The following is a 26,679-nucleotide window of genomic DNA, read 5'->3' as shown; positions in this document are numbered from 1 at the left end:
TAGAAAGGAATTTCTAAATTGAGATAGCTTTTTTTATTAAATTTTAGATAGATACATTTTTATGGAATAAATTTTATGGATTTGGATAAAATAATACAAATGAATATGTTACATAAGGAGTGATGTAAAATGAGTAGTGTAAATTTTGAGGATTTAAAAAACAAATTTATTAATAGTGACCTAGATGAAAAAATAAGAATATATACAACAACAGAAGGTTTATCAGTAGAACAATTTAAAGAACTATTGAAGTATTATCCAATACAACATTTATCTAAATTAGAAAAGGCACTTGGATAGTATTGTTTAGTCCAAAATTAAAAAGGCAATTTATTTAATATTAAAAGTATTTTTTATTAAATAAATTGCCTTTTTATAATAAATTTAGATTATCAAGCTTTTGATATATAATTATAGATTCTCTCATTTCCAAGTTCAATAGACCCAGTATTAATAAGAGTAACGATTCCTTCTATATCTTTAGAAGTTAAGTATTTATATGGAATTAATAAGTTATAGCCAGTACTACTTAGTAAGTTTTTTAATTGGGTTATTTGAGAGATATTGAAACACTTTGCAGTTTTAGTAGATTTTTTTCTTAGGTTAAATAAATTTTCATTCTGAATCTTTATTAAAGTTTCGATATAGTCTATATAAGATGCCTTAAAGTCTGATTCATTAACTATTTTTTCATCAACTATACTACCGATAAAATCATGAGATAATATATTATCTGCAAATTTATCTGCTGTTAATTTTCCAGATGTTATGCATTTTTGGTATTTTCTAAGAATTTTTTTAGTGTAGCAGTATATTTTATTTCTCGTTTCTAAATCAAGTTGTTCTATTTGCACAAAAACACTTCCTTCTAATTATAAAAATATTTATTAAAAAATCTATACTTAACTAATAAAGCTTCAATAACTTATTTACAATAAATACTAAATCATAAAATATTTGTTATTTTTTATTATTACCAAGTATAAAAAATATTATAATTGTAAAACTTACAAGTATATGTAAAATATTTAGAAAATATTTAGGAGTGATGAAAATGTTAAATGGGATAATAAAACTTTTTTATTCAGAAATTGTAAAAACAAAGATTAATAATTTAGATTCAAGTGGATATTCCTTAAGAGATGAATGTAAAGAAATTAGAAATATAACTTTAAAGATAGACAGTGTATTTTTTAAACTCTTAAAGCTAGCTTTTGGTTCAATATTGCTTATGGTAGCATTTAATTTAAACTTGGTATTAGGTATAGGAGTGTTTTTAATTGGCGTAGTTTACATTCTCTATAAAAGAAATATGGAAGAACAAGTAAAAGAGCATATAAATAATGTAAAGAATAATATCGACATTTCCAAAATTACTTTTATGGATGAAAAAGGGAGAACAGGTCTAAATACATTAATTACATTGCTACTTATAGGATTATTGACAGGATTTAACTGGATATTAGTTGCTAGTTTTGTCGTTATTTTTGTTTTTACTATAAAGAATGTATGTTAAAATACTAATAAATAGTTTAATATATAGGGGGAGAAATTGAGTATGACTAATGGCAGTTATAAAATGAAGAATTTAGTGGAGATATCCGCTATGGTGACTGAATCTACAGATTTTTTTAATATAAAAGATGACATAATAGAAAAAATGTTAGAAGTTGTTCATCCCACAAAGGCATGTGTAAATCTATTTTATAAAAATGATTCTAAATATGCCTACTTAGTATGTTCACAAACCTTAGAATATGTACCTCAAATTTTTCCAATAAATAGTCTTAAAGGTGCAAAAATTGATTTTGACACGTATCCAGAGTATATACATGAAGCTGTAAATGAAAAAAAGATAATATATGTGGAAAATGTATTTGAAGATTCTAGGGCAGAAGGTGAACGAGATTTAGCAAAAGCTGAAGGTTATATTGGGAGAATCGTTTTTCCTTTTATAATAAATAATGTAGTTGTTGGATTTATGACTTGCTTTTTAAAAGAGGATGATTATTTAACAGAACAAGATATAGATTTTATATCCTCTGTTGCATCACTCCTAAGTTTGTCAATAGAAATAACTAATAAAAATAATAATGTACAAATTTTAATTGATAAGTTAAGAGGCTCAATAAGTGCTATAAATGAAGCTACGAAAAAACTATATCTTAATAAAAGTATTGATGGGTTTTTAGAAAATTTAAGTAAACAAGCGTGCAATATTACTAATAGTAAAGAAGCTTTAATAATTATAACTGGTCATCGTAATAAGGATACTATATTTAGCTGTTACAATGTTGAGCAAAAAAAGAAAACTAATTTATATCCTATGATTGATACATTTTTAAAGAAAGAATCATTAGGAGGGTACCTAAATAACTTAAAACCATGTTCAAAAAAGGGAATAAATTTGGAAAGTTATATATATTACAAACTTCAGGATAAAAATGAGACTATAGGATGTATAGTTTGTGCAAACAGTAAAAGCTATACTAGTGATGATTTAAATATTCTTAGTATATTGTCCAAACAAGTTTCTGTTGGGATGCAATTATATGAATATAATGAAAAGGAAGTAAAACACAAAGTTCTTGAAAATGAGTTGAATATACTAAATAAACAACAACAGCTTATTATGGATAAGGGTAAAATGGATTGTAATGATGAGAAAGAACTTTATTTTTACCATAAACCAGCAAGGGTAGTAGGTGGAGATTTTTATTATGCTACAAAAGTAGATGATGAACATATAGTTTATATTGTTGCTGATGTAATGGGACATGGAATGGTATCAAATTATGTTGTCGCAATGATAAAAGGTGCTTTTAAAGTATTATGTAATCAATATAATACACCAAGAGAAGTAATGACTAATTTAAATAGAATGCTATATGATGAGTTTGACAAAATGGGGGTATTTACAACGTGCTTGGTAGGTATTATAGATACTAAAGAAAATATTATTACAATATCTAATGCAGGTCACTATAGTCCTGTAGTTGTAAAGAAGGATGGTACAATAGAAACTAATTTAAATTGTAAAAAGGGTATACCTATTGGAATAATGGAAGATGCTACTTATGAAAATAATACTCTTTCAATGGAAGATTATGCAATGGTATGTATGTATACTGATGGAATTTTAGAGATAAAGAATTCATCAAAAGAAGAGTATGGTATAAACAGATTAGAAAACTTTCTAAAAGAAAACTTTAGATTAAATCAACAGTTAATAGTAGAGAATCTAAAATTGGATTTAAAGAACTTCTCATCAAAAGATAGTTATGATGATGATATTTTAATAGTTATGTTAAAGGATAGGTAGATTGATTATGGGTTTGAATGATAAAAAAGAACTTAAAAGTCCAGAGATTATGATAATAAATGGAAGTCCAAGAATTAATAAAAATTGCAGTTTTATAGCGAATGAAGTAAAATCTATGCTAGAAGAGCATGGATTAAGTTGTAAAATATTTAATATATACGATATGGATATTGAATATTGTACAGCATGTGGGTTTTGTGAAAAAACAGGATATTGTAAGTTTAATGATGATATGAAACCATTATATAAAATGTTTGACGAGTCAAAAGGAACTATAGTAGTAAGTCCAGTACATTTTGATTCAATATCAGCTAAATTAAAGACTGTTGTTGATAGAACTCAAGCTATATATGCAAGTAAATATGTATTAAATAAACCTTCAATTGATAGAAATAAGAAACGGATAGGCATGTATATTGCAGTAGGAGGTAGTAAATCATATGACTCACAATTTAAAGGTGGACAGATTGTTATGGACTTTTTCTTTAAGAGTATAAATACTAAACTTTTACACAATATATATTTAAACAATACAGATAATGTATCCTATATAGATAATCAAGAATTTAAAGATATAATATATAAAAATTTAAAGATATATATTGATTCAATATAATTTGATTTTGTAGGTAATATTATGTATAATTGTATTGCAATAATTTAAAATAATTAAAAGGAGGGAATTTCAATGAAATTACCAATAGCATTATCTAACAAACATGTTCATTTGAGTCAAGCTGATATAGACATATTATTTGGAGCAGGTCATGAGTTAACTAAGTTTAAACCATTATCTCAACCAGGACAATATGCCTGTGAAGAAAAAGTGGATTTAGTAGGACCAAAAGGAACTTTAAAAGGAGTTAGAGTACTAGGGCCAGCTAGAGCTCATACTCAAGTTGAAATATCTTTAGCAGATGGTTTCCCATTAGGAGTAAAAGCACCAATAAAAGAATCTGGTGATATAGCTGGAACTCCAGGTGTTAAATTAGTAGGGCCTGCTGGGGAAGTTGAAATGAAAGAAGGAGTTATAGTTGCTTCTAGACATATACATATGAGCAATGAAGATGCTGCTAAATTTGGTGTAACTGATAAACAAATAGTAAAGGTTAAAACATCTGGACCAAGAGCATTAGTATTTGAAAATGTATTAGTAAGAGCTAGTGATAGCTTTAATTTAGAGATGCATGTTGATATGGAAGAAGGAAATGCAGCAGGCGTTAAAAACGGAGATTTAGTAGAATTAATAGTTGATTAATATTATAAATTAAATTTATGCTAGTAGATATTTTATTTGCTAGCATATTTTTAAATGTAATAAATTTCTATAGGATAAATTTAATCTATTAGATTAATTTATAAAATAAAGGGGTATTATAAAAAAGGTAATAAAAACTTACAAAAATATGATGTAATATGGTAAAATTATATATATAAAAATTTACATGTAATAAGGATGAGCATTTTACTTTTTATACTAATATGAACAAATAGATAAAAAAGTTTGAAAAATCTAACTTAATTTATTATATATTGTATACAAAATTATGAAAAAAACTTAACATATTTAATTTTAAAAAAAATCTACTTAAATATGTAATTAATTTACAATTTTCAAAGGAATTTTATCTAATCTGTAGTATTATATTAGAAGATAGAGTATTTGCGCGACTATATGTGTGTTTATAGTTTTGTTGTGTAAATTATATGTAAATATAAAAAATAGACTTGTTATAAACAAGTACAATTGTAGCTATCAAGGAGGATACATATTATGGCTAAGTTTATGAAAACACTTGATGGAAATACAGCTGCAGCTCATGTTGCCTATGCGTTTACAGATGTAGCAGCTATATATCCAATCACACCATCTTCAACTATGGCTGAAGTAGTTGATGAATGGGCATCACAAGGAAGAAAAAATATATTTGGACAAACAGTTAATGTTGTTGAAATGCAGTCAGAAGCAGGGGCATCAGGAACATTCCATGGTTCTTTACAAGGAGGAGCTTTAACTTCTACTTTTACAGCATCTCAAGGTTTATTATTAATGATACCTAACATGTATAAAGTTGCAGGAGAGTTATTACCAGGAGTATTCCATGTAAGTGCTCGTGCTTTAGCATCTCAAGCTTTATCAATATTTGGTGACCATCAAGACGTTATGGCTGCTAGACAAACTGGATGTGTATTATTAGCTTCTGGTTCAGTTCAAGAAGTAGCTGATATAGCGCCTGTTGCACATTTAGCTGCAATAGAAGGTAGATTACCATTTATACATTTCTTTGATGGATTTAGAACTTCACATGAAATCCAAAAAGTAGAATTATTAGAAAATGAAGATTATGCAAGTTTATTAAATTTTGAAGCAGTTCAAGCATTTAGAGATAATGCTTTATCTCCAAATCATCCAGTTGCTCGTGGTACTGCTCAAAACCCAGATATATATTTCCAAACTAGAGAAGCTTCTAATAAATACTATCAAAATATAGTAGGTATAGTTGAAAAATACATGGAAAAAATGAGTAATTTAACAGGTAGAAAACATAGTTTATTTGATTACTATGGAGCAGAAGATGCTAAATACGTATTAGTAGCTATGGGTTCAGTAACAGAAACAATAGAAGAAACTATAGATTACTTAAATTCTAAGGGAGAAAAATATGGTTTAGTTAAAGTTCATTTATATAGACCATTCTCAATGAAACATTTCTTAGATGCTATGCCATCTACTGTTGAAAGAATATGTGTACTTGATAGAACTAAAGAACCAGGTTCAACTGGTGAACCATTATACTTAGATGTACGTGATGTATTCTATGGAAAAGAAAATGCTCCTATGATAATAGGTGGAAGATACGGATTAGGTTCAAAAGATACTACTCCTTCAGATATAAAAACTGTTTTTGATAACTTAGTTTCAGAACAACCTAAAAATGGATTTACAGTAGGTATAGTTGATGATGTAACTAACACTTCTTTAACTCCATCTGAACCAATTAAAATAGCTTCTAAAGGAACTATAAGATGTAAGTTCTGGGGATTAGGTTCTGATGGTACTGTTGGAGCTAATAAGCAAGCTATAAAAATAATTGGTGACTATACTGAAAAATATGCTCAAGCTTACTTTGATTATGACTCTAAAAAATCTGGTGGTGTGACTATGTCTCACTTAAGATTTGGTGATAGTCCAATAAGAGCTACTTATTTAATAGATGAAGCTGACTATATTGCCTGTCATAAACAATCATATGTTTATCAATATGATTTATTAAAAGGTCTTAAAAAAGGTGGTACATTTGTACTTAACACTATATGGGACCAAGCAGGGATTGAAGAACATTTACCAGCTCATATGAAACAATATATAGCTAAAAATGATATAAAATTCTATACAGTTAATGCTGTTAAACTAGGACAAGAAATAGGTCTTGGAAATAGAATAAACATGATAATGCAATCTGCATTCTTTAAATTAGCTGAAATAATACCAGAAGATGATGCTGTTAAATACTTAAAAGATTCTATAGTTAAAGCTTATGGTAAAAAAGGTGAAAAAATAGTTAACATGAACTACGCTGCTGTTGATGCAGGAATAAATGCTTTAGTTAAAGTTGAAGTTCCAGCTTCTTGGGCAAATGCTGTTGATACAGATAAAGAAGAAGTTAAAGAGCCAGAATTCATAAAAAATATACTAAGACCAATGACTGCACAAGAAGGAAATAACTTACCAGTAAGTACATTCAATGGTATAGAAGATGGAACATTCCCTTGTGGTACTGCAGCTTATGAAAAACGTGGTATAGCTGTTGATGTTCCTGAATGGATAATAGATAACTGTATCCAATGTAACCAATGTTCTTTTATATGTCCTCATTCATGTATAAGACCAGTATTGGTTACTGAAGAAGAATTAGCTAATGCTCCAGAAGGATTTGAAGCTAAAAAAGCATTAGGTAAAGGATTAGAAGGATTAAAATATAGAATTCAACTTAGTCCACTTGACTGTACAGGATGTGGAAACTGTGCTGATATATGCCCAGCCAAAGAAAAAGCTTTAGTTATGAAGCCAATAGATACTCAACTTGACACAGAGTTAGATAATTGGGCATTTGCAGTAAATCCTGATAAGGTAGCTCCAAAAGGTGATGTTATGCCTGTAAACACTGTTAAAGGAAGTCAATTTAGACAACCATTAATGGAGTTTTCAGGAGCATGTGCTGGATGTGGAGAAACTGCATACATTAAAGTAGTTACACAATTATATGGAGATAGAATGATGATAGCTAATGCTACTGGATGTTCTTCTATATGGGGAGCTTCTGCACCATCAATTCCTTATACTTGTAACCATGAAGGTAAAGGTCCATCTTGGGCAAACTCTTTATTCGAGGATAATGCTGAATATGGATTTGGTATGTACACAGCTGTTAAGCAAATAAGAAATAAAATAGTAGATGCTATGACAGAGTTAGTTTCTATGGATATCTGTGAAGATGCTAAAGCAGTATTTACAGAGTGGTTAGATTCTAGAAATGATGGAGAAGCTTCTAAAGTAGCAAGTGCTAAGGTTGTTGAATTATTAGAAAAACCAGCTTGTGATTGTACAGATGCAAAAGCTAAAGAATTAGTAAAAGCTATAAAAGATAGAAAAGATTATCTAGTTAAGAGATCTCAATGGATACTAGGTGGAGACGGTTGGGCATATGACATCGGTTATGGTGGATTAGACCATGTTCTTGCATCTGGTGAAGATGTAAATGTGCTTGTATTTGATACAGAAGTTTATTCAAATACAGGAGGTCAAGCATCTAAAGCTACTCCAGCTGCTGCTATGGCTAAGTTTGCTGCTTCAGGTAAAAAATCTAGAAAGAAAGATTTAGGAATGATGGCTATGACATATGGAAACGTATATGTAGCTCAAGTTTCTATGGGTGCTGATAAAAATCAATTTATCAAAGCAGTTATAGAAGCTGAAAAACATGATGGACCATCATTAATAATAGCTTATGCTCCATGTATAAACCATGGATTAAAAGAAGGTATGGGAAGAACTGTAGCTAATGAAGCACAAGCTGTTGCTTGCGGATACTGGCATTTATATAGATTCAATCCAGAAGCAAAAGCTGAAGGTAAAAACCCATTCACTTTAGATTCTAAAGAACCAACTGCAAGCTTCAGAGATTTCATACTTGCACAAGTAAGATATTCTGCTATAGCTAAACAATTCCCAGAAGAAGCTGATGGATTATTTGCTAAGGCTGAAGCTGATGCTAAAGAAAGATATGAAGGATACAAAAAATTAGCTGAATAATATTAAAGTATTATAATGCTTATATAAAACTGATAAAAAGGGGTGTCTCAAAGTGAACTTTTGTTCATGAGGCACCCTTTTTTGTATGAAATCAAATTAATTTATCATGTTATTTTATTCTTTTTTTGTTAGTATATAATAAAAGAAATTTAATGGCACCTATAAGGAAGTTTTTATTTTTTTATAAGTGATTTTTAAAGGATATACTGTTAAATAATATTTATGGTATGTATACTTGGATTTAATAATTTTAAATATAGATACAAAAGAGTATCTCATTTGTGATTTTTTTTATCACTGAGAGATACTCTTTTGATATGTATGGAAAAAGAGTACTTTATCCTACAAAGATTTGTGTCCAATAAATTGAACCACCATTTTTTTGTGCTACTCCAACACCTATTTTACTGAAATTTGGATTCATTATATTTTTTCTGTGACCTTCAGAATTCATCCATGCATTTACAACTTCTTTTGGAGTCTTTTGACCCATAGCTATATTTTCACCAGCTGTTTTATAGCTTATTCCAAACTTTTTCAACATGTCAAATGGAGAGCCATAAGTTGGAGAATTGTGTGAAAAGTAATTGTTATCAATCATATCTTGAGATTTTTTTGTAGCAACATTTGATATAGAAGAATCAAGAGTAAGAGGATTTAATCCAGCTTTAGATCTTTCTATATTCACTAAGTCAACAACTTCTTTTTGGTAAGCTGAAAAATTTTCACTTGTAGAACCCGAGTTGTTATTATCATTAGGCTTATCAGTAGAGTCTGAATTATTGTTGTCTTCAGGTTTATTAGACTCTGGTTTATTGTTATCAGGTTTATCAGTAGAGCCTGAATTATTGTTATCCTCAGGTTTATTATTGTTGTTGCAATTCTTGTCATTATGATTCTTATCTTTGCAAGAATTATCTTTATCAGGCTTAAGTTCTGGTTTTGCAGAACAATTTGGTTTTGCAGAAAATTTGTATTTAGTATTACTGTATACTAAACTTTTGTTACTTATATTTACATTATTTTCAAGTGATGAAGCACTTGCAGTAACAGCACTGGAAGCTGTTGCTAAGGTTAGCACTCCTAAAGCTAATATAGTTTTTAATTTTGTTGGTATATTTTTTCTCATTATTAAACACCTCTCAATCTAAAAATTCTAAAAATGTTACTGATTTGTAACCTTTAGTGTAGGGGGTACCCGTGAATCTATACTAACATAAGAACAAGCATTTTTTTACTGTAAAGATATGTAAAAAATATATATATGGAATAAATAGGTATATTTCAGGAGTCTGGAAATTTGTATTAAAAATCTGTGTAGTATGGAATTACTACTTTAGAGCAAATAATATTTTTATAATAATTCTATAATGTAAATTTATACTTATAATAAATTTTTTTATATATTTAGTGAAATTTATTAAATAGATGATTTAGTATTAGTAAAAAATTATAATTATTCAAATCTTTAAGAAATAAGAAGGGGCTAAAATAAGAAGAGGCTGTCTAAAAATAAAGATAAGCATCTTTTTTATTGTTGAAATGCTGAAAATATATTTTATTTCATACAAAAAAGAGTGCCATGAACTAAAAAGTTCATTTTAAGACACTCATTTTATACTATAAATTCTAATTTGTTTTAGTTTAATACATTAATAATCCTAATGTAATTACAATGATTTCTGCTATTAATGAGCCAACTGCAACTACAATGAAAGTTTCTTTAAATCCAGTTTTATGTGTTAACTTAGATAAGCTTAAGAATGTAAGAAAAACACCACTTTGTGGAACTATAGTTAGTATATTTGAAGCTATTGTAGCAACACGGTGAATTAACTCTGGATTTAGACCAGTACTTAAATAATAATCTGCAAAGTTTGGCATTACTATTCCTAATGCACCAGAAGATGACCCTGTTATTGCTGACATTGTTGAAGTCAAAACAGTAAGACTTATAAGTGGACTACCTGGTATTGACATTATAAGTTTACTAAATACATTAAAACCTGGTGCAGCCATTATTACCGCTCCAAATGCAACAGCAGAAGATGTAGCAAATATAGGACCTATAGAACCACTAGCACCTATACTCAATGTCTGAATTTTAGATGACAAAAATTTACGGAATAAAAGAGCAGATAAAAGAATTGCAACTATTAAAGCTATGTAAATTACATTTTTTTTCATAAATTCTGAGCCAAAAGTACTTCCAGTTATAGCTATAATTACAAGTGCTAATAGAGGAAAAATACTTGCAAAAAATCCTGGTAATTCTCTATCTAAAGATTCTTCTTCTAATTCTGAGGTATAAGTTGCATAAGTTTCACCTTTTCTAAGGCTTTTGTTCAGAGCATATTTCATGTAGATAAGTCCAAACACAGCACAACCTATACTACCTGCGATACTTGGTATAGTAGCTGCAGTAAGAGAAGTATTTAGGTATTGAATAGGGATAACATTTTGAATGGCTGGTGTTCCAGGAATTATAGTCATAGTAATTGTAGCAATACCAAGCCAAAGAGGTATCTGAATAAGGTTCCAAGAAATATCAAGTTTTTTAAATAGAGTTCTTGCAAGTGGAATGACTGCAAACATAACTACAAATAGACTTATACCACCATATGTTAATATAAAACTTACTATAAATATAGCAACTAAAACTCTATAAGGATGATTAGAGCCAAATTTATTTAGGATAAAATCAGCTATGGATACAGTAGCTCCACTTTCCTCCATAAATTTAGCAAGTATTGAGCCTAATAAGAATATTGCAAAATAGCTCATTATATAGTTTCCAAGTGCTCCCATATAATTGTTTTTGTCAGCACCTAGCATTGATGTTACAACATCCATTTTGTTTAAGAGAACAACTATTAAAGTTGCTATTGGAGCAGCTATAGTTATATGAATTTCTTTAATTGAAAAATATATAATAGCTATGATACCAACAATTATACCAATTGGTGCGATAATACTCATAAATATCCCTCCTTAGTAGAAGGACCTGAAGAACAATTTCTTCAAGCCCTAAATATAATAACTATTGTGCAGTATATCCTCCATCTAGAAGGCAAGCTTGTCCTGTAATACCCTTAGCCTTATCACTTGCTAAGAACATAGCATAATCGGCAATTTCTTGGACATCTAATAGGCGTTTTTGTGGTACAAGTGGGTATAAAACCTCTTCTAAGACATTTTCTAATGGTATATTACGAGTTTTTGAAAGGTCATTAAACTGACCTCTGACAAGTGGAGTGTCTACATATCCAGGGCATAAAGCATTAACTGTTATACCAGAATCAGCAGCTTCAAGAGCAGCAACCTTTGTTAATCCTATAAGACCATGCTTTGCTGAGTTATAAGCAGCCTTGCCAGCAAATCCTATTACACCATTGATTGAAGCCATATTTATTATACGACCGAAACCTTGTTTTTTCATTATAGGGAACGCTTTTTTAGTAGCTATAAAAGGTGCTGTTAGCATTATTTTTATCATAAATTCAAATTTGTCAGTTGGGAAATCTTCTATCATAGAAACGTGTTGAAGCCCAGCGTTATTTATTAATATATCTAATCTGCCATATTTTTCAACAGTTTTGTCTATAGCGTGGTTAATTTCTTCTTCTTTAGTTACATCACACTTTACATTCATGCAATCATAACCTTCTTTTTGTAACTCTGCTGTAGCCTTATTTAAGGCTTCTTGATTTATATCAGAGAACATTACTTTAGCACCATTTTTTAAGAATGATTCAGCTATTTGCTTACCTATTCCACTTGCAGCTCCTGTTACGAATACAACTTTGTCTTTAACCATTTTTATTTCCTCCAATTTTATTTTATTTTTATATTAATATTTTAAGTAATGTAAATTTATATCTAATACATTTTTATTTTCTAGTTTTAATTACCTTAAACAACAGATGTGCTTCCATTCAATGAATCTGATAATATTAAAGGTGCTTCAGTAGCAGAAATAACATCGTCCAATGTGAAAGCTGGATTTATTTCCTTAAGTAAAATTCCATCTGATGTTACTTCCATAACTCCCATTTCAGTAACTATCAAATCTACAGCGTTTGTTGCAGTAAGTGGAAGGGTACAACTATTTAATATTTTTGCTGAACCTTTTGAAGTATGTTCCATTGCTACAATAACCTTCTTAGCTCCAGTTACTAGGTCCATAGCTCCACCCATACCTGGAACCATCTTACCTGGAATCATATAATTTGCTATGTTACCATATTTGTCAACTTGAAGGGCACCAAGAACAGTTATATCAACATGACCTCCTCTGATTATTCCAAAAGAAGTAGCACTATCAAAGAAACACCCTCCAGGAAGTATAGTAACTGGTTGACCACCTGCATTTACAATAGTTTCATCACTTGAATGTCCATCTTCAGCTGCTCCTAAACCCAAGAAACCATTTTCAGATTGTAAGATAACGTTTACATCATCTGGAATATAATTTGCTACTTTGGTTGGTAAACCTATACCAAGATTTACAACAGAACCATCTTTTAATTCCTTAGATACTCTGTTTGCAATATATTCTTGCATTTCTAATTTATCCATTATAAATTACCTCCTTCAACGATGTAATTCACAAAAATACCTGGTGTATTAACTTCATTTGGGTCAATATCACCAATTTCAACGATTTTATCTGCTTCAACTATTGTAATTTTGGCAGCAGAAGCCATTAAATTATTAAAATTGTTCATAGAACCCTTATAAACTAGATTACCTGCCTTATCAACTTTTGATGCAAATAGAAGAGCAATATCTGCATGAAGTGGTTTTTCAAGAAGGTATTCTTTATCATCAACAACAATTTTTTGTTTTCCTTCTTCAACAAGAGTACCAATACCAGTAGGTGTTAGTATACCTCCCAAACCATAACCAGCTGCACGTATTTGTTCAGCAAGAGTGCCTTGAGGAACTAATTCAACGTCTGTTTCATTGCTGTTCATTTGTCTTCCAGTTTCTTTATTTAATCCTATGTGAGAGGCAATTATCTTTTTGAATTGCTTATTTACAACCATTTTGCCAACACCTTTGTCAATAAAGCCAGTATCATTACAAATTAGTGTCAAATCTTTTATATTTTTACTACATAAATAATCAATTAAATTTTCTGGTGAACCATTAGCCATGAATCCACCAACCATTATTGTATCTCCATCTTTTACATGAGATAGAGCTTCATCGATGCTAACTATTTTATTCATATTTCCTCCTATCGTGAAACCACCATTGATATTCCTTGACCACCACCAATACAAAGTGTTGCAAGACCAGTTTCAGCTTTACGTTTTTGCATTTCATAAATTAGGGTAACAAGTATTCTAGCACCACTTGCCCCTATTGGATGTCCTAATGCTATTGCACCGCCATTAACATTTAACTTTGATGAATCTATTTGAAGTTCATTTTTAACAGCTAATGCTTGAGCAGCGAATGCTTCATTTGCTTCTATTAAGTCTATATCATTGATATTAAGCCCAACTTTTTCTAATGCTTTTTTAGTTGCAGGGATTGGACCAGTACCCATTATTTCAGGTTCAACACCAGCTGATGCATATGATTTTATTTTAGCAAGTGGTCTAATTCCTAGTTCGTCTGCTTTTTGTTGGCTCATTAGTATCAACATAGCTGCACCATCATTAATACCAGATGCATTTCCAGCTGTTACAGTACCATTTTTTTTGAATGCAGGCTTAAGTTTAGATAAATCTTCAAATGTCATACCTAATTTAGGATATTCATCTGTGTCAACAGTTTCCATTTTTCCACGACGTATTAAAACATCTACTGGAACGATTTCCTCTTTAAAACGATTGTTTTTTATAGCTTTCTCAGCTTTATTTTGACTTTCTAATGCTAATTTATCTTGCATTTCTCTAGTAAATTCAAATTTAGTTGCAATATTTTCTGCAGTTATTCCCATGTGATATTGATTAAAAGCATCAATAAGACCATCTGTTAACATACTATCTACCATAGTTATGTCTCCCATTTTATTACCAAAACGGGCAGTTGGAACAATATAAGGAGCTTGGCTCATATTTTCAGTGCCACCTGCAATGACTACATCATTTTCACCAGATGTGATGGATTGAGCAGCTAGCTGAACACTTTTAAGCCCTGAACCACACAATTTATTTACTGTATAACTTGGGACAGCATTTGGTATACCTGCATTTATGGCAATTTGTCTAGCAACATTCTGTCCAAGTCCTGCTTGAAGTACATTTCCAATTATTACTTCATCTATTTCAGATAAATTAAGCCCTACACGTGATATCGCTTCTTTAACAGCTATAGTTCCAAGTTGAACAGCAGAGGTATTTTTAAATACTCCTCCGAAACTTCCTATAGGTGTTCTGACTGCTGATACGATTACTACATCTTTCATATCTAATAGTTACCTTTCTTGAATGATAATTAAAAATTTTCTGAATAAAAAAATTAAGGAACTCTATAATTTACTTTTAATACAAGCTTGTTTTTAAGTATTTCAATTATTTTTATTCCTAATGCTTTAGGTTTTCCTGTTTCTAATTATAGATTACGGCGAAAAAAGCGTTTTGTCTAAGTCTAATTTTTTATATAGTGTATAAGAAAAATTTATAGGATAAAAATTTAGAGAAGATTTAGAAAAATATTTTGTTAAAATATTAATGAAATTATGTTGATTTTCCTATAAAATGTTCTTATAAGAAAAAATATAATCTAAACTATACTTTTAAGAAAGGTGGTTTAAAATGGATATAAAACAGTTAAAATATTTTGTTGAGATAGTTAAGTCTGGTTTTAATTTGTCAATAGCATCTAAGACACTCCATATATCCCAACCAGCACTAAGTCAAATTATAAAAAATTTTGAAGAGTGTGAAGATGTATATTTATTTGAAAGGTATAAAGGCAGATTAAATGGATTAACACCAGCAGGAGAAAGATTTTATGTAAATGCAGAACATATTATAAATGAATACAAAAATATGATGGAAGATTTAAGAGAAGATTCAGTTCAATTTAAGGGAAAAGTTAGAATAGGAATACCTCCGCTTATACTTGGAATAGCCTTTTCAGATGTAGTTGCACAGTTAGTTGCAAACAATCCAGATATAGAATTTGATATAGTAGAGAAGGGAGCATATGATTTAAGTAGGATGCTTATCTTACAAGAATTAGATTATGCAGTACTATTACATCCACATAAAATTGATAAAAGTGTGGTAACAGAACATGTACTTCAAGAAGATGAACTAACAGCCTTTTTAAATGTAAATCATCCACTTGCTAAAAAAAATAAGATAGATTGGAATGATTTGAATGAGCAGTTACTTGCAATATTTAACCCCACTTTTATGATACACCATAAACTAATACAAAAGTTCGCTGATGAAAATGTTAAGTTAAAAAGGTATATTATGTCTGGTTCATGGGATTTTTTATTGCTATCAACTACAAATTCTGATTTTATAACCATTTTACCATCACCAGTCCATGACTTCTTTGAAAATAGTAAAATTATAGAAAAACCATTTAATCATCCTATTACGTGGAAAGTTGTACTATGTAGACCTAAAAAAGAACGTTATAGCCATGTGGACCAGTATGTATTTAAATTTATTATAGATTTCTTTAATAAAAAGAATTTATAATATGTTATTAAAATAACGAAAAAAATGAAAAATTTCAATCTTATTTAAAGTGAACTATTAATTTTTCAACTACATATTAATTAAGGGATAATATATTCTACTTAATGTAGACAGTTATCTAAAACTAGAATCTATAAAACATTTATTTTAAAAAATAGGAAATAGTTTTCAATAATTTACTTGACATATATATTTATTTATAATAGAATAAAATCATAAATTGAATACAATATTTATGATTATTAACAAACTGGATTGTTACTGGAAAGCAGGCAATACCTAAGTTAAGATATACAGGTGAATTGTATCTTAATTTAGGTGTTTTTTTATGAATAAGGGAATTTGTATTTTGGGAGAGATATTGATTATGATTATTCAACAAATTTATAATAATAATGTTGTATTAGTTCTAGATGAAAATATAAAAAAAGAATTAATACTAACAGGATGTGGAATTGGGTTTCAAAAAAAGAAAGGTCAAGAAATAGACGAAAGTAAAATTGAAAGAACTTTTGTAATACAAGATGAAAGTTTTGTAGATAAAATTGGAAAACTAGCAAGCCAGGTTGATGAGAAGTTTTTTGAGATTAGCACAGATATAATTGCTTATGCAGAAAACATTTTGAATACTGAACTTTATGAATATATTTATGTGGCACTTACTGACCATATTGCATTTGCAATTAAAAGGTATAATGAAAATATAACTATAAAGAATGATTTACTACATGAGATAAAAAGGATTCATAAAAAAGAATACGAGATTGGTAAATGGGCTGTAGACTATATAAATAGAGAATTTAATGTGGAATTTCCATTAGATGAAGCTGGTTTTATAGCAATGCATATAGTAAACTCAAATTATAAAGGAAGTTCAAAAGAATCACTGTTAATTACTAAAATTGTAAAAGACATACTCAATATTATAAGATACTACTATAGAGTTGAATTTAAAGAAGATGATATAAATTATGATAGGCTTCTTACTCATTTAAAATTTTTTGCAAATCGATTAGTAAAAAGAGAGGAAATCGATGATACAAATAATGAAATTGTAGATATAATCAAAGTAAAGTATGAAAAAGATTATAATTGTGCATATAAAATAAAAACTCATGTAGAAAATAATTATGATTACTATGTAAGTCAAGATGAACTACTTTATTTAACATTACATATCAAAAGAGTTATATTTGTATTAAATTTATAATGAAGAGTAATTTAATGCAAAGTATATGAGTTTAATATATTATGTTTAATTTTAATATATTGTTTAAAATTTAATATCAAATAATAATTTTAAAACATTAAGATTGTTACTGATAACGCAGGCAAGACTTATGTTTATAAAAAAATTATAATAGTTTATTTTTAATTCTAAGATTAAGTTAATATAGGTCTATTTATATTAGCATAAATTTTATTTTAGGATTAAGTGTACTAATGTAATTTTTTATAAACTTAAGTCTTTTTTATTTAAAAAAATATAAAATAATAAGGGGAGAAAAGTAAATGAAAAAAATATTTGGTGTTTTACAAAAGGTAGGAAAATCTCTAATGCTACCAGTTGCATTACTTCCAGCAGCAGGTATATTGCTTGGTGTGAGTAATGCTTTAGCAGGAGACGCGTTGTTGGCTCATTTTCCAGCTTTGGAGAATCCTACATTTCAACTTATAATAAGTATAATGGAAAGTTCAGGTCAAATTATATTTAATAACTTACCACTTATATTTGCAGTTGGGGTAGCTGTTGGTTTGACTGAAGGAGAAGGTGTTGCAGCATTGGCAGCCATAGTAGGTTTTTTAATTCTTAATACATCTATGGGTGTCATGGCGGGTGTTACAGAAAATATGATAGATAATTCTATGTATGCAAGTATTGTTGGAATACCAACAATTCAAACAGGAGTATTTGGTGGTATTATTATAGGGATAGTGGCTGCTTATCTTTACAAAAAGTTTTATAAAATTGAATTACCTCAGTACTTAGGTTTTTTTGCAGGTAAAAGATTTGTACCAATCATTACTTCATTAACTGCTATAGCAATAGGAATTATATTAGCTTTTATTTGGCCACCAATACAAGAGGGATTACTTAGTTTTTCAAAAAATGTTATAGAAGCAAATCAAACACTAGCAGCATTTATGGAAGGTTCTTTAGAAAGACTATTAATACCATTTGGTTTACATCATGTTTTCCATAATCCATTTTGGTATCAATTTGGAGAATATGTAAATAAAGCTGGTGAGCTTGTAATGGGTGACCAAAAGATATTCTTTGCTCAACTTAAAGATGGAGTAAATTTCACAGCAGGTACTTTTATGGCAGGAGCATTTCCATTTATGATGTTTGGACTTCCAGCAGCAGCTCTTGCTATGGTGCATGAAGCAAAACCAGAAAAGAAAAAATTTGTAGCAGGGATAATGGCATCAGCAGCATTGACTTCTTTTTTAACAGGAATAACTGAACCAATAGAATTTGCATTTTTATTTGTTGCACCAGCATTATTTGCAGTACATTGTCTATTTTCAGGTTTATCATATGCAGTTATGCAACTATTAGGTGTTAAAATTGGTTTTACATTCTCAGGAGGATTAATAGACTTCTTGTTATTTGGTGTTCTTCCTAATAGAACTCCATGGCACTTAGCTATTTTAGTAGGTCTTGGATTTGCAGTATTATACTATAGTGTATTTAGATTTATGATAAGAAGGTTTAACTTAAAGACGCCAGGAAGAGAAGATGAGTCAGAAACTAATATTGAGGCTATTGAAATGTCTAAAAATGAGTTAGCATCAAAGATTTTAATTGCTTTAGGAAATAAAGAAAATCTAAAGAGTCTAGATGCTTGTATAACAAGACTTAGATTGGTTGTAAATGATATAGATAAAGTAGATAAAGAAAAATTAAAATCACTTGGAGCAGCAGGTGTTATGGTTATTGGGAACAATGTTCAAGCTATATTTGGCCCAAAATCGGATGCAATAAAGTCTGATATAAAAGATATAATAGAGGGAAAAACAAAGGTTGAAAATACTGCTAATAAAAATATTGATAAAAATAAAATGAAAAAAAATAATACAGAGGTTGACAAGATAGTAGATACTTTATTAGAAGAAGAGATTTATTCACTAACAAATGGAGAGATATTAGATATAGAAGAAGTGCCAGACTCTGTATTTTCAAGCAAATTGATGGGTGATGGCTTTGCAATTAAATCTAGTGATGGATTAATCTATTCACCAGTTGATGGAACTATTGGAGTTATATTTCCAACCAAACATGCAATAATAATAAAATCTAACAAAAGTGGAGTAGAAATACTTATACACTTAGGTATAGAAACTGTAAACTTAGAAGGAAATGGATTTGAAGTATTCGTGAATGTAGGAGATGAAGTCAAAGCAGGAGAAAAGTTAGTTAAAATGGACTTAGAGTATATTGAGAAAAATGGTCTATCAACTATAAGTCCTGTAGTATTTACGAATTTAGAGCAAAATCAGAAATTAAATATTAAAAAAGGAATAACTACAGCAAAAGAGGAAAATCGAGTGAGTATATTAAGAGATGATATTGAAAAAATAGGATAGATACATGATAATGTAATTAAAATTTATGTTAAATTTAATAAATATATATGAATAGGTTTAGTTAATATCCAATTTAGTTAATATATGTTTTAAGTGATAGAAATATATAAACTTATATTTTAATATATTTTGAAATATTAGTAAACTTGAGGTATTAGTAAGAAAAATACACTAATACCTCAAGTTTTTATCAAAATAAAATTTACATGAATTGTTTATTCATCTAAAAGAGTAACATCTAAAGGATTTTTATTGTTTATATAATTTTTAGGAGATACACCATAGTATTTTTTAAATGCCCTTACAAAGCTAGAATAATCGTTGAATCCACATTTACTACAAACTTCACTCATAAGATGACCATTAATTATTAGTGATTTTGCCAAAATTAATCTTTTTTGCACTATATAATTGTGTATGGATGTTCCAGTATGAGATTTAAATTTTCTCATAAGATAGTATTTGCTTATAAAAAATTCTGACGATATACTATCTATTGAAAGTTTATTATCTATATTTGAATTTATATAGTTTAATACTTTCTTAATAGTCTCATCATAAAAAACATCTTCTGTTGATTCTATATTTTCATTTTTTAGGAAAATTCTGTTTAAGAATATCATAAGTTGTATAAATAATGCATTTCTCAATATTTCATTTCCAAATTCAGTATTGGATTCAGAAATATTTATTTGTTCAATAAAAGTCTTAATGGATTCAATATCATGTATATTTAAACGCAATCTATTACATTTATTTTCTGTAGCTATTTTAAAACATTTTTCTAAATCACTAGTAGTATCACTATTTTTTTTCATAAATTCTGGGCTAATCCATATTGCAATTCTTTCATAAAATACATTTGAATCTATAACTGGTTTATGGATTTCATTATTGCTGATAAAAAGTATATCCCATGGCTTTAGTTTATAAGGAATACCTTCAACAAAATAAGTTACATTTCCATTTATAAATATAATTATCTTGTTAAAATCGTGATTATGGTATTCAAATTTTATATCTTTTTTATCTCTAATATTAAATATTTTAAAGTTATCATTTAAGTACCCGATTTTATTATCCATAGTTTTTATAGAAGACCTTTCCTCAGTTATATTATAGAAAATTATAGAGCATTTTTTGCAATATTTCAAGCATTTTTAACCATTCACATAGTAAAAAATTCTTAATATAATATTATATGTAGTGTAATTTTAGCAGAAAGAGTTTAAAGGGAGGAAAGCATTTATGAAACTAAATGATATTATACAGGGTTTGGATATAATCAATGTCAAAGGTGAATTAAATATAGATATTAATAATGTACAATATGATTCAAGAAAGGTCACAGAAGGTACATTATTTATATGTATAAAAGGATTTGTATCAGATGGTCATAAGTATATAAAAGATGCCATAGAAAAGGGAGCAAGAGCCTTTATTATTGAAGAAGATGTAGAAATAAAAGGATATACATTTATAAAGGTAAAAGATACAAGAAAAGATATGGCAAAAATAGCTGATAATTTTTACAATCATCCATCTCAGAAATTTAATGTTATAGGAGTTACAGGTACTAACGGAAAAACCAGTATAACTACTATACTAAATGAGATATTAACTTTAAATAAAAATAAAGTTGGTCTTATAGGGACTATAAAAATTTTTGATGGAAAAAAAGACATTGTTTCTAATTCAACAACTCCAGAAAGTATAGATTTACAATATCATTTTAATAATATGTTGGATAATGGATGTGACTACTGTGCAATGGAAGTTTCATCACACTCATTGGCATTAAATAGAGTTGATGAAACAGACTTTAAGCTAGGCATATTTACGAATTTAACACCAGACCATTTAGACTTTCATGAAGATTTAGAGGATTATAGAAAAGCCAAAGAAAAATTATTTTTTAAGACTACTATGGCAAATATAATAAACATAGATGATGAAGGTGGAAAAAAGATATACGAAAATATAAAAGATATAAATGTACCTTGTTACACTTATGGTGTTGATACTAAAGCTGATTTTATGGCTAGAGATATAAAATCAGATTCAGATGGAGTATCTTATAGATTGATAACGCCTTCGTATGAAGAAGTTATATTTATACCAGTTCCAGGAATGTTTACAGTATATAATACTTTAGCAGTTATAGCTGCTTGTTATGTACTTGGCATACCTAAGCCAGTATATAAAGAAGGTCTTAGACTTTCTAATGGAGTATCAGGAAGATTTGAAATAGTTCCAAATGATAAAGGTATAAGTGTAATTGTAGACTATGCTCATACTCCTGATGCACTTGAAAATGTACTAAAGACAACTCAACAATTTGCAGAAGGAAAAATAATTTCTGTATTTGGATGTGGTGGAGATAGAGATACTGAAAAGAGACCTTTGATGGGAGCAATTGGACAAAAATATTCTGATTTATGTATTATAACTTCTGATAATCCAAGAACCGAAGAGCCAGAAGCAATAATAAAAGATATACTTGAAGGAATTGATAAGAAAAAAGAAAATTATCATATTGTTGTTGATAGAAAACAGGCTATAGCAAAAGCTATAAGTATGGCAAAAAAAGATGATGTTGTGATTATAACAGGCAAGGGACATGAAAATTATCAAATTATAGGTAAAGTTAAGCATCATTTTGATGATAAAGAGGTTGCAGGTGAATATTTAAGTAAAATGTAATATGAGAGTTCAATAAAATGTGTCACTTAAGAATGTAATATCAAATTTTATTTTGATATTACATTCTTATTTTCTATATGGAAATTATTGTAAAATAGATAATATGATAATATAAATTCTAATATCCACATTAATTAATTTATTATTGTAATAAGGTTTATAATTTTGTATAATTACAGTAAATATGGAAAAATAAGTATCATTATAAAATGCTTACAATAATTGACATAAGATAATAATTATATACATACAGGTTCTAGAAAGGCAGGAAGCATAATGTTAAGTGATGCAAAAAATAATAGGCATGGTTTGTCCATAATTGCTGTCATAAGTATCTTAGTAATTACAATTTCCTGTTTGATTTATGGTTCAAGGTTGAATAAGACATTAGGTGAAGAAACGAATCAATATCTTTCAGAAATAGCAAATCAAAGCGTAAATGTATTAAAAAAACAAATTAATGGAGATATAAGGTTACTAGAGTCAATTTCAATATTTATTGAAGGAGAAAAGTCTTTTGAGGTAGATAGTATCCTTTCTATACTGAAAAGAGAGGCTGTTAATAGTTCATTCAAAAGAATGGGAGTTATTTTACCAAATGGTACAGCATACACCACAGATGGTTATATAGAAGACTTCTCTAAAAGAGACTATTTCTTAAAATCAATGCAAGGAGAAGTGGTTATAACAGGAAAGTTAAAAGATGTAATAGAAAATGATAAAAATACCAATAGTGATATTAATGTGTATTCTGTACCAATTTATGAAGATAATGAGGTTAAAGGAGTTATATTTGCTACACATAGCACAAAGCTGTATGAAAAAATACTTTCTGTACCTACATTTAATGGAAAAGGATATTCTTATATAACTAATAGTAATGGTGATATTGTTTTAAATCCAAGTGGTAAAAACACCAATTCTACTAAAGAAAATTTATTTTCTTACATTGGTAAAAGTTATGTACTATCAAAATCTACCCTTAATGATATGAAGTCAAATATAAAAAACTTTAAATCAGGTTCATTAAGTTATAATATGTCTGGAAGTGGATATTATTTAAGTTATGCCCCAATAGGAATCAATGACTGGTATCTTTTTTCTGAAGTTCCTAAAACTGCTATATCTGCGAAATCATATGCTATTATAAAACTTACATTATCAGCATGTGTAGTATTGATTATAATATTTACGGCATTAACAATTTATATATTATTTATACAAAAAAAGAGTAAGGGAAAATTAGAAGACTTTGCTTTTAAGGATAACATTACAGGTATTGGCAACTCAAATAAATTTAATCTTGAAGGAGGAAAGTTTTTATCCTCTCATGAGAAAAAAAATCTAGTTTTAATTTATTTCGATGTAGATAAGTTTAAGCTAGTAAATGATAGGTTTGGGTACGAAGAAGGAGATAGAGTACTAAAAGAAATAGCAGAGATAATTAAGAATATATTTAAAGAGCAATCTGTATTTTCAAGAATTTCAAATGACAATTTTGCTATAATATTTGAAAAGAAAAAGGATAGGGAGTCAATTATAGAAATATGTGAACTTATACGTAAGAAGTTGTCAATGATAAAAACAAGTTTGGGAGTAGAACTCAATTTAATTCCATCTATAGGTGTATATTTTGTTGGAGATGAAGAAACAAATATTTCTACCTGTCTTGATAAAGCTATGATTGCAAAAACTACAGTAAAAAGAAAATATTTAAAAGTTTATGAGATTTATGCCGAAAATTTAAAAGAAATTCTCATAGAAGAACGTGATATTGAACAAGAAATGCATGATGCTTTAAAAAATAAGCAATTTAAAGTTTACTTACAACCTAAAATTGAGTTGTCAACTACTAAAATTGTAGGTGCTGAAGCCCTTGTACGTTGGCAACATCCTAAAAAGGGATTAATAAGTCCAGGCGTATTTATTCCCATTTTTGAGAAAAATGGTTTTATAACAGAATTAGATATGTTTGTATTTACTCAAGTTTGTAAAAATATCAAACGTTGGGAGAATGAAAACTTACCTATATTTCCTATATCAATAAACTTATCAAGAGTACATCTTGAGAATCCAGGTTTTATATCTGAGCTTAAAAACATAACAAAAGAATATGGAATTGAACCAAATTTAATTGAGATTGAATTGACAGAAAGTGCAATTTTTGATAACACAAAAATATTATTTAAAATAATGCACACTTTGAAATCTGTTGGATTTAGAATTTCTATGGATGATTTTGGTTCAGGTTACTCTTCTTTAAATATGCTTAAAGATATGCCAATTGATGTATTAAAATTGGATAGACAATTCTTTATAACAGTTGGAGATACAAAGAAGAGCCAAATTGTAGTTTCAAGTATTGTTCAAATGGCAAAGCAACTTGATATAAAAGTTGTTTCAGAAGGGGTTGAAACCTTAGATCAAGCAGAGTTTTTAAGATTTATAGGTTGTGATATGGCTCAAGGATTTTTATTTGCTAGACCAATGCCAATAGGAGAATATGAAAAATTAATATTAGATAGATATAGTGTAAAAGGAAAAGAAACAAATTAAATAAATCTACAAAACATAACATAAAAATTTATAAAAAGTGAACTTTGTTAATAAATGTTCACTTTTTCATATAAAAAAGAGAGTTTTTCATTGTGATTATTATAAATCATTTGGAATAACTCTCTCTTTTATAAAAAATATATATTATTATTACAAGATAATAAAAAATTTTATTATTATAACTATAATCATTTAATCATAGTACTTACAATAGTCAAAGTTTATACGATTAATCGTTTTAAACATTAAATCTAAATAATATCACATCTCCATCTTTAACTATGTATTCTTTGCCTTCCAATTTAACCAATCCTTTTTCTTTAGCAGCGGCCATAGTACCATGCTCAACTAAATCATTAAAAGCTATTGTTTCAGCTCTGATAAATCCTCTTTCTATATCAGAATGTATCTTTCCTCCTGCTTGAGGTGCTTTACTTCCAACTTTTATAGTCCATGCTCTAACTTCTTTTGGACCAGCAGTTAAGAATGAAATTAAACCAAGTAAAGCATAAGATGATTTTATAAGTTTATCAAGTCCTGACTGTTCAAGACCTAATGTCTCTAAAAACTCTTTCTTTTCTTCAGCAGAATCAAGCTCAGAAATTTCTGCTTCTATTTGTGCACATACAACAACAACTTCAGCATCCTCTGTTTCTGCAAATGCTTTAACTTGTTGAACATATTTATTATTTTCTCCATTATCTGCCAAATCATCTTCAGATACATTTGAAGCATATATTACAGGTTTAGATGTAAGTAAATCCAATGAATTTACGAATATTTGTTCATCTTCTGTAAATTGCATAGTTCTTACACACTTACTTTCCTCTAAAGTAGCCATAATTGATTTTAATAAATCAAGTTCAGAACCTAAAGTTTTATCAGCTTTAGCAGCTTTTTGAGTTTTATGAATTCTTCTTTCAAGAATTTCTATATCAGAGAAAATTAATTCTAAGTTTATAGTTTCTATATCACGAAGTGGGTCTACAGAACCGTCTACATGTACAACATTTTCATCCTCAAAGCATCTAACAACATGTACTATTGCATCAACTTCTCTTATATGTGATAAAAATTTATTTCCTAAACCTTCTCCTTTAGAAGCACCTCTGACCAAACCAGCTATGTCACAAAATTCTATAGCAGTAGGAACTATTTTTTCAGAATTATATAATTCTTGTAATTTGTTTAATCTTTCATCTGGAACAGATACAACACCAACGTTTGGGTCTATTGTACAAAAAGGGTAGTTTGCAGATTCTGCACCTGCTTGAGTTATTGCGTTAAATAGTGTGCTTTTACCTACATTCGGTAAACCAACTATACCTAATTTCATATTAATCGTCCTCTCTCTTATTCTTTTTATATTCTTTATATAACTTTAAACAATCAATCTGTGGGATTACAAAATTGTTTTAATTATAGGCATACATATTAATTATACATCATATATATCAAGCTTGTAAACTAGACTTTAAAGTATATTGACTTAAATAATATTTGTATTTAATTTAAATAAA

General features: G+C 28.6%; 20 protein-coding genes. 11 read left to right on the top strand and 9 right to left on the bottom strand.

The genetic code is table 11. The features are described 5' to 3' along the window. The first annotated feature begins 129 nt into the window (after nucleotides 1–129). Entirely contained in the window at nucleotides 130–300 is a 171-nt protein-coding gene (locus tag IR152_RS17470) for a hypothetical protein (protein ID WP_003416012.1), read from the top strand. Nucleotides 301–392: 92 nt separating this feature from the next. On the opposite strand, the gene IR152_RS17465 is transcribed toward IR152_RS17470, so the two are convergent. Beyond that, nucleotides 393–854: a hypothetical protein gene (locus IR152_RS17465; protein ID WP_227453168.1), complete on the bottom strand. Its 462-nt coding sequence runs from the start codon at nucleotides 852–854 to the stop codon at nucleotides 393–395. Between the two features lie 200 nt (nucleotides 855–1,054). Between IR152_RS17465 and IR152_RS17460 the strand changes: the two genes are divergently transcribed. The 5 genes from IR152_RS17460 to nifJ all read left to right on the top strand — a co-directional run bounded on the left by IR152_RS17460 (nucleotide 1,055) and on the right by nifJ (nucleotide 8,636). Continuing rightward, complete coding sequence (locus IR152_RS17460) at nucleotides 1,055–1,516, top strand: hypothetical protein (protein WP_227453167.1); 462 nt, start codon at nucleotides 1,055–1,057, stop codon at nucleotides 1,514–1,516. A gap of 42 nt (nucleotides 1,517–1,558) precedes the next feature. After that, nucleotides 1,559–3,322, top strand: coding sequence for a GAF domain-containing SpoIIE family protein phosphatase (locus tag IR152_RS17455; protein ID WP_227453166.1), 1,764 nt, complete (start codon nucleotides 1,559–1,561; stop codon nucleotides 3,320–3,322). Nucleotides 3,323–3,329: 7 nt separating this feature from the next. Next, a complete protein-coding gene (locus IR152_RS17450) occupies nucleotides 3,330–3,938 on the top strand; it encodes a flavodoxin family protein (protein WP_227453165.1) in 609 nt (202 codons plus the stop codon). 72 nt (nucleotides 3,939–4,010) lie between these two features. After that, nucleotides 4,011–4,580 carry a phosphate propanoyltransferase gene (gene pduL, locus IR152_RS17445; protein WP_021426645.1) on the top strand — a complete coding sequence of 190 codons (570 nt, stop codon included), beginning with the start codon at nucleotides 4,011–4,013 and terminating at the stop codon, nucleotides 4,578–4,580. 516 nt (nucleotides 4,581–5,096) lie between these two features. After that, entirely contained in the window at nucleotides 5,097–8,636 is a 3,540-nt protein-coding gene (gene nifJ / locus IR152_RS17440; RefSeq protein WP_227453164.1) for a pyruvate:ferredoxin (flavodoxin) oxidoreductase, read from the top strand. Nucleotides 8,637–8,973: 337 nt separating this feature from the next. Here the strand turns inward: nifJ and IR152_RS17435 are convergent, their stop codons facing one another. The 6 genes from IR152_RS17435 to IR152_RS17410 form a co-directional block, all read right to left on the bottom strand. Further along, nucleotides 8,974–9,765 carry a CAP domain-containing protein gene (locus tag IR152_RS17435; protein WP_227453163.1) on the bottom strand — a complete coding sequence of 264 codons (792 nt, stop codon included), beginning with the start codon at nucleotides 9,763–9,765 and terminating at the stop codon, nucleotides 8,974–8,976. A gap of 515 nt (nucleotides 9,766–10,280) precedes the next feature. Next, nucleotides 10,281–11,615, bottom strand: coding sequence for a GntP family permease (locus tag IR152_RS17430; RefSeq protein ID WP_227453162.1), 1,335 nt, complete (start codon nucleotides 11,613–11,615; stop codon nucleotides 10,281–10,283). Between the two features lie 61 nt (nucleotides 11,616–11,676). Continuing rightward, nucleotides 11,677–12,453: a 3-hydroxybutyrate dehydrogenase gene (locus tag IR152_RS17425; protein ID WP_227453161.1), complete on the bottom strand. Its 777-nt coding sequence runs from the start codon at nucleotides 12,451–12,453 to the stop codon at nucleotides 11,677–11,679. A 95-nt stretch (nucleotides 12,454–12,548) separates the two neighbouring features. Further along, nucleotides 12,549–13,214, bottom strand: coding sequence for a 3-oxoacid CoA-transferase subunit B (locus IR152_RS17420; RefSeq protein ID WP_227453160.1), 666 nt, complete (start codon nucleotides 13,212–13,214; stop codon nucleotides 12,549–12,551). Further along, the gene (locus IR152_RS17415) at nucleotides 13,214–13,870 is read right to left on the bottom strand and encodes a CoA transferase subunit A (protein WP_227453159.1); all 657 of its coding nucleotides are present in this window, start codon (nucleotides 13,868–13,870) and stop codon (nucleotides 13,214–13,216) included. Before IR152_RS17415 ends, IR152_RS17420 begins: the two co-directional genes overlap by 1 nt. A gap of 8 nt (nucleotides 13,871–13,878) precedes the next feature. Continuing rightward, nucleotides 13,879–15,057, bottom strand: a complete 1,179-nt coding sequence (locus IR152_RS17410; protein ID WP_227453158.1) for an acetyl-CoA C-acetyltransferase — start codon at nucleotides 15,055–15,057, stop codon at nucleotides 13,879–13,881. A 349-nt stretch (nucleotides 15,058–15,406) separates the two neighbouring features. On the opposite strand from IR152_RS17410, the gene IR152_RS17405 reads away from it, so the two are divergent. The 3 genes from IR152_RS17405 (at nucleotide 15,407) to ptsG (ending at nucleotide 19,900) form a co-directional block, all read left to right on the top strand. Further along, on the top strand, nucleotides 15,407–16,309 hold the full coding sequence (locus tag IR152_RS17405; protein ID WP_227453157.1) for a LysR family transcriptional regulator: 903 nt from the start codon (nucleotides 15,407–15,409) through the stop codon (nucleotides 16,307–16,309). A 367-nt stretch (nucleotides 16,310–16,676) separates the two neighbouring features. After that, on the top strand, nucleotides 16,677–17,519 hold the full coding sequence (gene licT / locus IR152_RS17400) for a BglG family transcription antiterminator LicT (protein ID WP_227453156.1): 843 nt from the start codon (nucleotides 16,677–16,679) through the stop codon (nucleotides 17,517–17,519). 302 nt (nucleotides 17,520–17,821) lie between these two features. After that, complete coding sequence (ptsG, locus tag IR152_RS17395) at nucleotides 17,822–19,900, top strand: glucose-specific PTS transporter subunit IIBC (RefSeq protein WP_227453155.1); 2,079 nt, start codon at nucleotides 17,822–17,824, stop codon at nucleotides 19,898–19,900. A gap of 215 nt (nucleotides 19,901–20,115) precedes the next feature. Here ptsG and IR152_RS17390 read toward each other — a convergent pair whose 3' ends face one another. Further along, on the bottom strand, nucleotides 20,116–20,985 hold the full coding sequence (locus IR152_RS17390; protein ID WP_227453154.1) for an AraC family transcriptional regulator: 870 nt from the start codon (nucleotides 20,983–20,985) through the stop codon (nucleotides 20,116–20,118). A gap of 163 nt (nucleotides 20,986–21,148) precedes the next feature. Between IR152_RS17390 and IR152_RS17385 the strand changes: the two genes are divergently transcribed. Together IR152_RS17385 and IR152_RS17380 are read left to right on the top strand one after the other, a co-directional pair. Further along, entirely contained in the window at nucleotides 21,149–22,603 is a 1,455-nt protein-coding gene (locus IR152_RS17385) for a UDP-N-acetylmuramoyl-L-alanyl-D-glutamate--2,6-diaminopimelate ligase (protein ID WP_227453153.1), read from the top strand. A gap of 276 nt (nucleotides 22,604–22,879) precedes the next feature. Then, nucleotides 22,880–25,159, top strand: coding sequence for an EAL domain-containing protein (locus IR152_RS17380; protein ID WP_227453152.1), 2,280 nt, complete (start codon nucleotides 22,880–22,882; stop codon nucleotides 25,157–25,159). A 238-nt stretch (nucleotides 25,160–25,397) separates the two neighbouring features. Here IR152_RS17380 and ychF read toward each other — a convergent pair whose 3' ends face one another. Continuing rightward, nucleotides 25,398–26,495, bottom strand: coding sequence for a redox-regulated ATPase YchF (ychF, locus tag IR152_RS17375; RefSeq protein WP_227453151.1), 1,098 nt, complete (start codon nucleotides 26,493–26,495; stop codon nucleotides 25,398–25,400). Nucleotides 26,496–26,679 lie beyond the last annotated feature (184 nt).

Source organism: Clostridioides sp. ES-S-0108-01, from assembly GCF_020662285.1.
In the GTDB taxonomy this organism is placed as follows: Bacteria; Bacillota; Clostridia; order Peptostreptococcales; family Peptostreptococcaceae; genus Clostridioides.
The sequence above is the reverse complement of the archived record's forward strand: the minus strand, read 5'-3'. Positions and strand labels throughout refer to the sequence as shown.

What these genes read in the sequence shown, in the direction of transcription:
- IR152_RS17460 (WP_227453167.1), top strand. Translation starts at nt 1,055, where the DNA reads ATGTTAAATGGGATAATAAAACTTTTTTATTCAGAAATTGTAAAAACA.
- IR152_RS17470 (WP_003416012.1), top strand. Translation starts at nt 130, where the DNA reads ATGAGTAGTGTAAATTTTGAGGATTTAAAAAACAAATTTATTAATAGT.
- IR152_RS17455 (WP_227453166.1), top strand. Translation starts at nt 1,559, where the DNA reads ATGACTAATGGCAGTTATAAAATGAAGAATTTAGTGGAGATATCCGCT.
- ychF (WP_227453151.1), bottom strand. Translation starts at nt 26,495, where the DNA reads ATGAAATTAGGTATAGTTGGTTTACCGAATGTAGGTAAAAGCACACTA.
- pduL (WP_021426645.1), top strand. Translation starts at nt 4,011, where the DNA reads ATGAAATTACCAATAGCATTATCTAACAAACATGTTCATTTGAGTCAA.
- IR152_RS17380 (WP_227453152.1), top strand. Translation starts at nt 22,880, where the DNA reads ATGTTAAGTGATGCAAAAAATAATAGGCATGGTTTGTCCATAATTGCT.
- IR152_RS17425 (WP_227453161.1), bottom strand. Translation starts at nt 12,453, where the DNA reads ATGGTTAAAGACAAAGTTGTATTCGTAACAGGAGCTGCAAGTGGAATA.
- IR152_RS17390 (WP_227453154.1), bottom strand. Translation starts at nt 20,985, where the DNA reads ATGGATAATAAAATCGGGTACTTAAATGATAACTTTAAAATATTTAAT.
- IR152_RS17410 (WP_227453158.1), bottom strand. Translation starts at nt 15,057, where the DNA reads ATGAAAGATGTAGTAATCGTATCAGCAGTCAGAACACCTATAGGAAGT.
- IR152_RS17420 (WP_227453160.1), bottom strand. Translation starts at nt 13,214, where the DNA reads ATGGATAAATTAGAAATGCAAGAATATATTGCAAACAGAGTATCTAAG.
- IR152_RS17415 (WP_227453159.1), bottom strand. Translation starts at nt 13,870, where the DNA reads ATGAATAAAATAGTTAGCATCGATGAAGCTCTATCTCATGTAAAAGAT.
- IR152_RS17450 (WP_227453165.1), top strand. Translation starts at nt 3,330, where the DNA reads ATGGGTTTGAATGATAAAAAAGAACTTAAAAGTCCAGAGATTATGATA.
- IR152_RS17435 (WP_227453163.1), bottom strand. Translation starts at nt 9,765, where the DNA reads ATGAGAAAAAATATACCAACAAAATTAAAAACTATATTAGCTTTAGGA.
- licT (WP_227453156.1), top strand. Translation starts at nt 16,677, where the DNA reads ATGATTATTCAACAAATTTATAATAATAATGTTGTATTAGTTCTAGAT.
- IR152_RS17405 (WP_227453157.1), top strand. Translation starts at nt 15,407, where the DNA reads ATGGATATAAAACAGTTAAAATATTTTGTTGAGATAGTTAAGTCTGGT.
- IR152_RS17430 (WP_227453162.1), bottom strand. Translation starts at nt 11,615, where the DNA reads ATGAGTATTATCGCACCAATTGGTATAATTGTTGGTATCATAGCTATT.
- nifJ (WP_227453164.1), top strand. Translation starts at nt 5,097, where the DNA reads ATGGCTAAGTTTATGAAAACACTTGATGGAAATACAGCTGCAGCTCAT.
- ptsG (WP_227453155.1), top strand. Translation starts at nt 17,822, where the DNA reads ATGAAAAAAATATTTGGTGTTTTACAAAAGGTAGGAAAATCTCTAATG.
- IR152_RS17385 (WP_227453153.1), top strand. Translation starts at nt 21,149, where the DNA reads ATGAAACTAAATGATATTATACAGGGTTTGGATATAATCAATGTCAAA.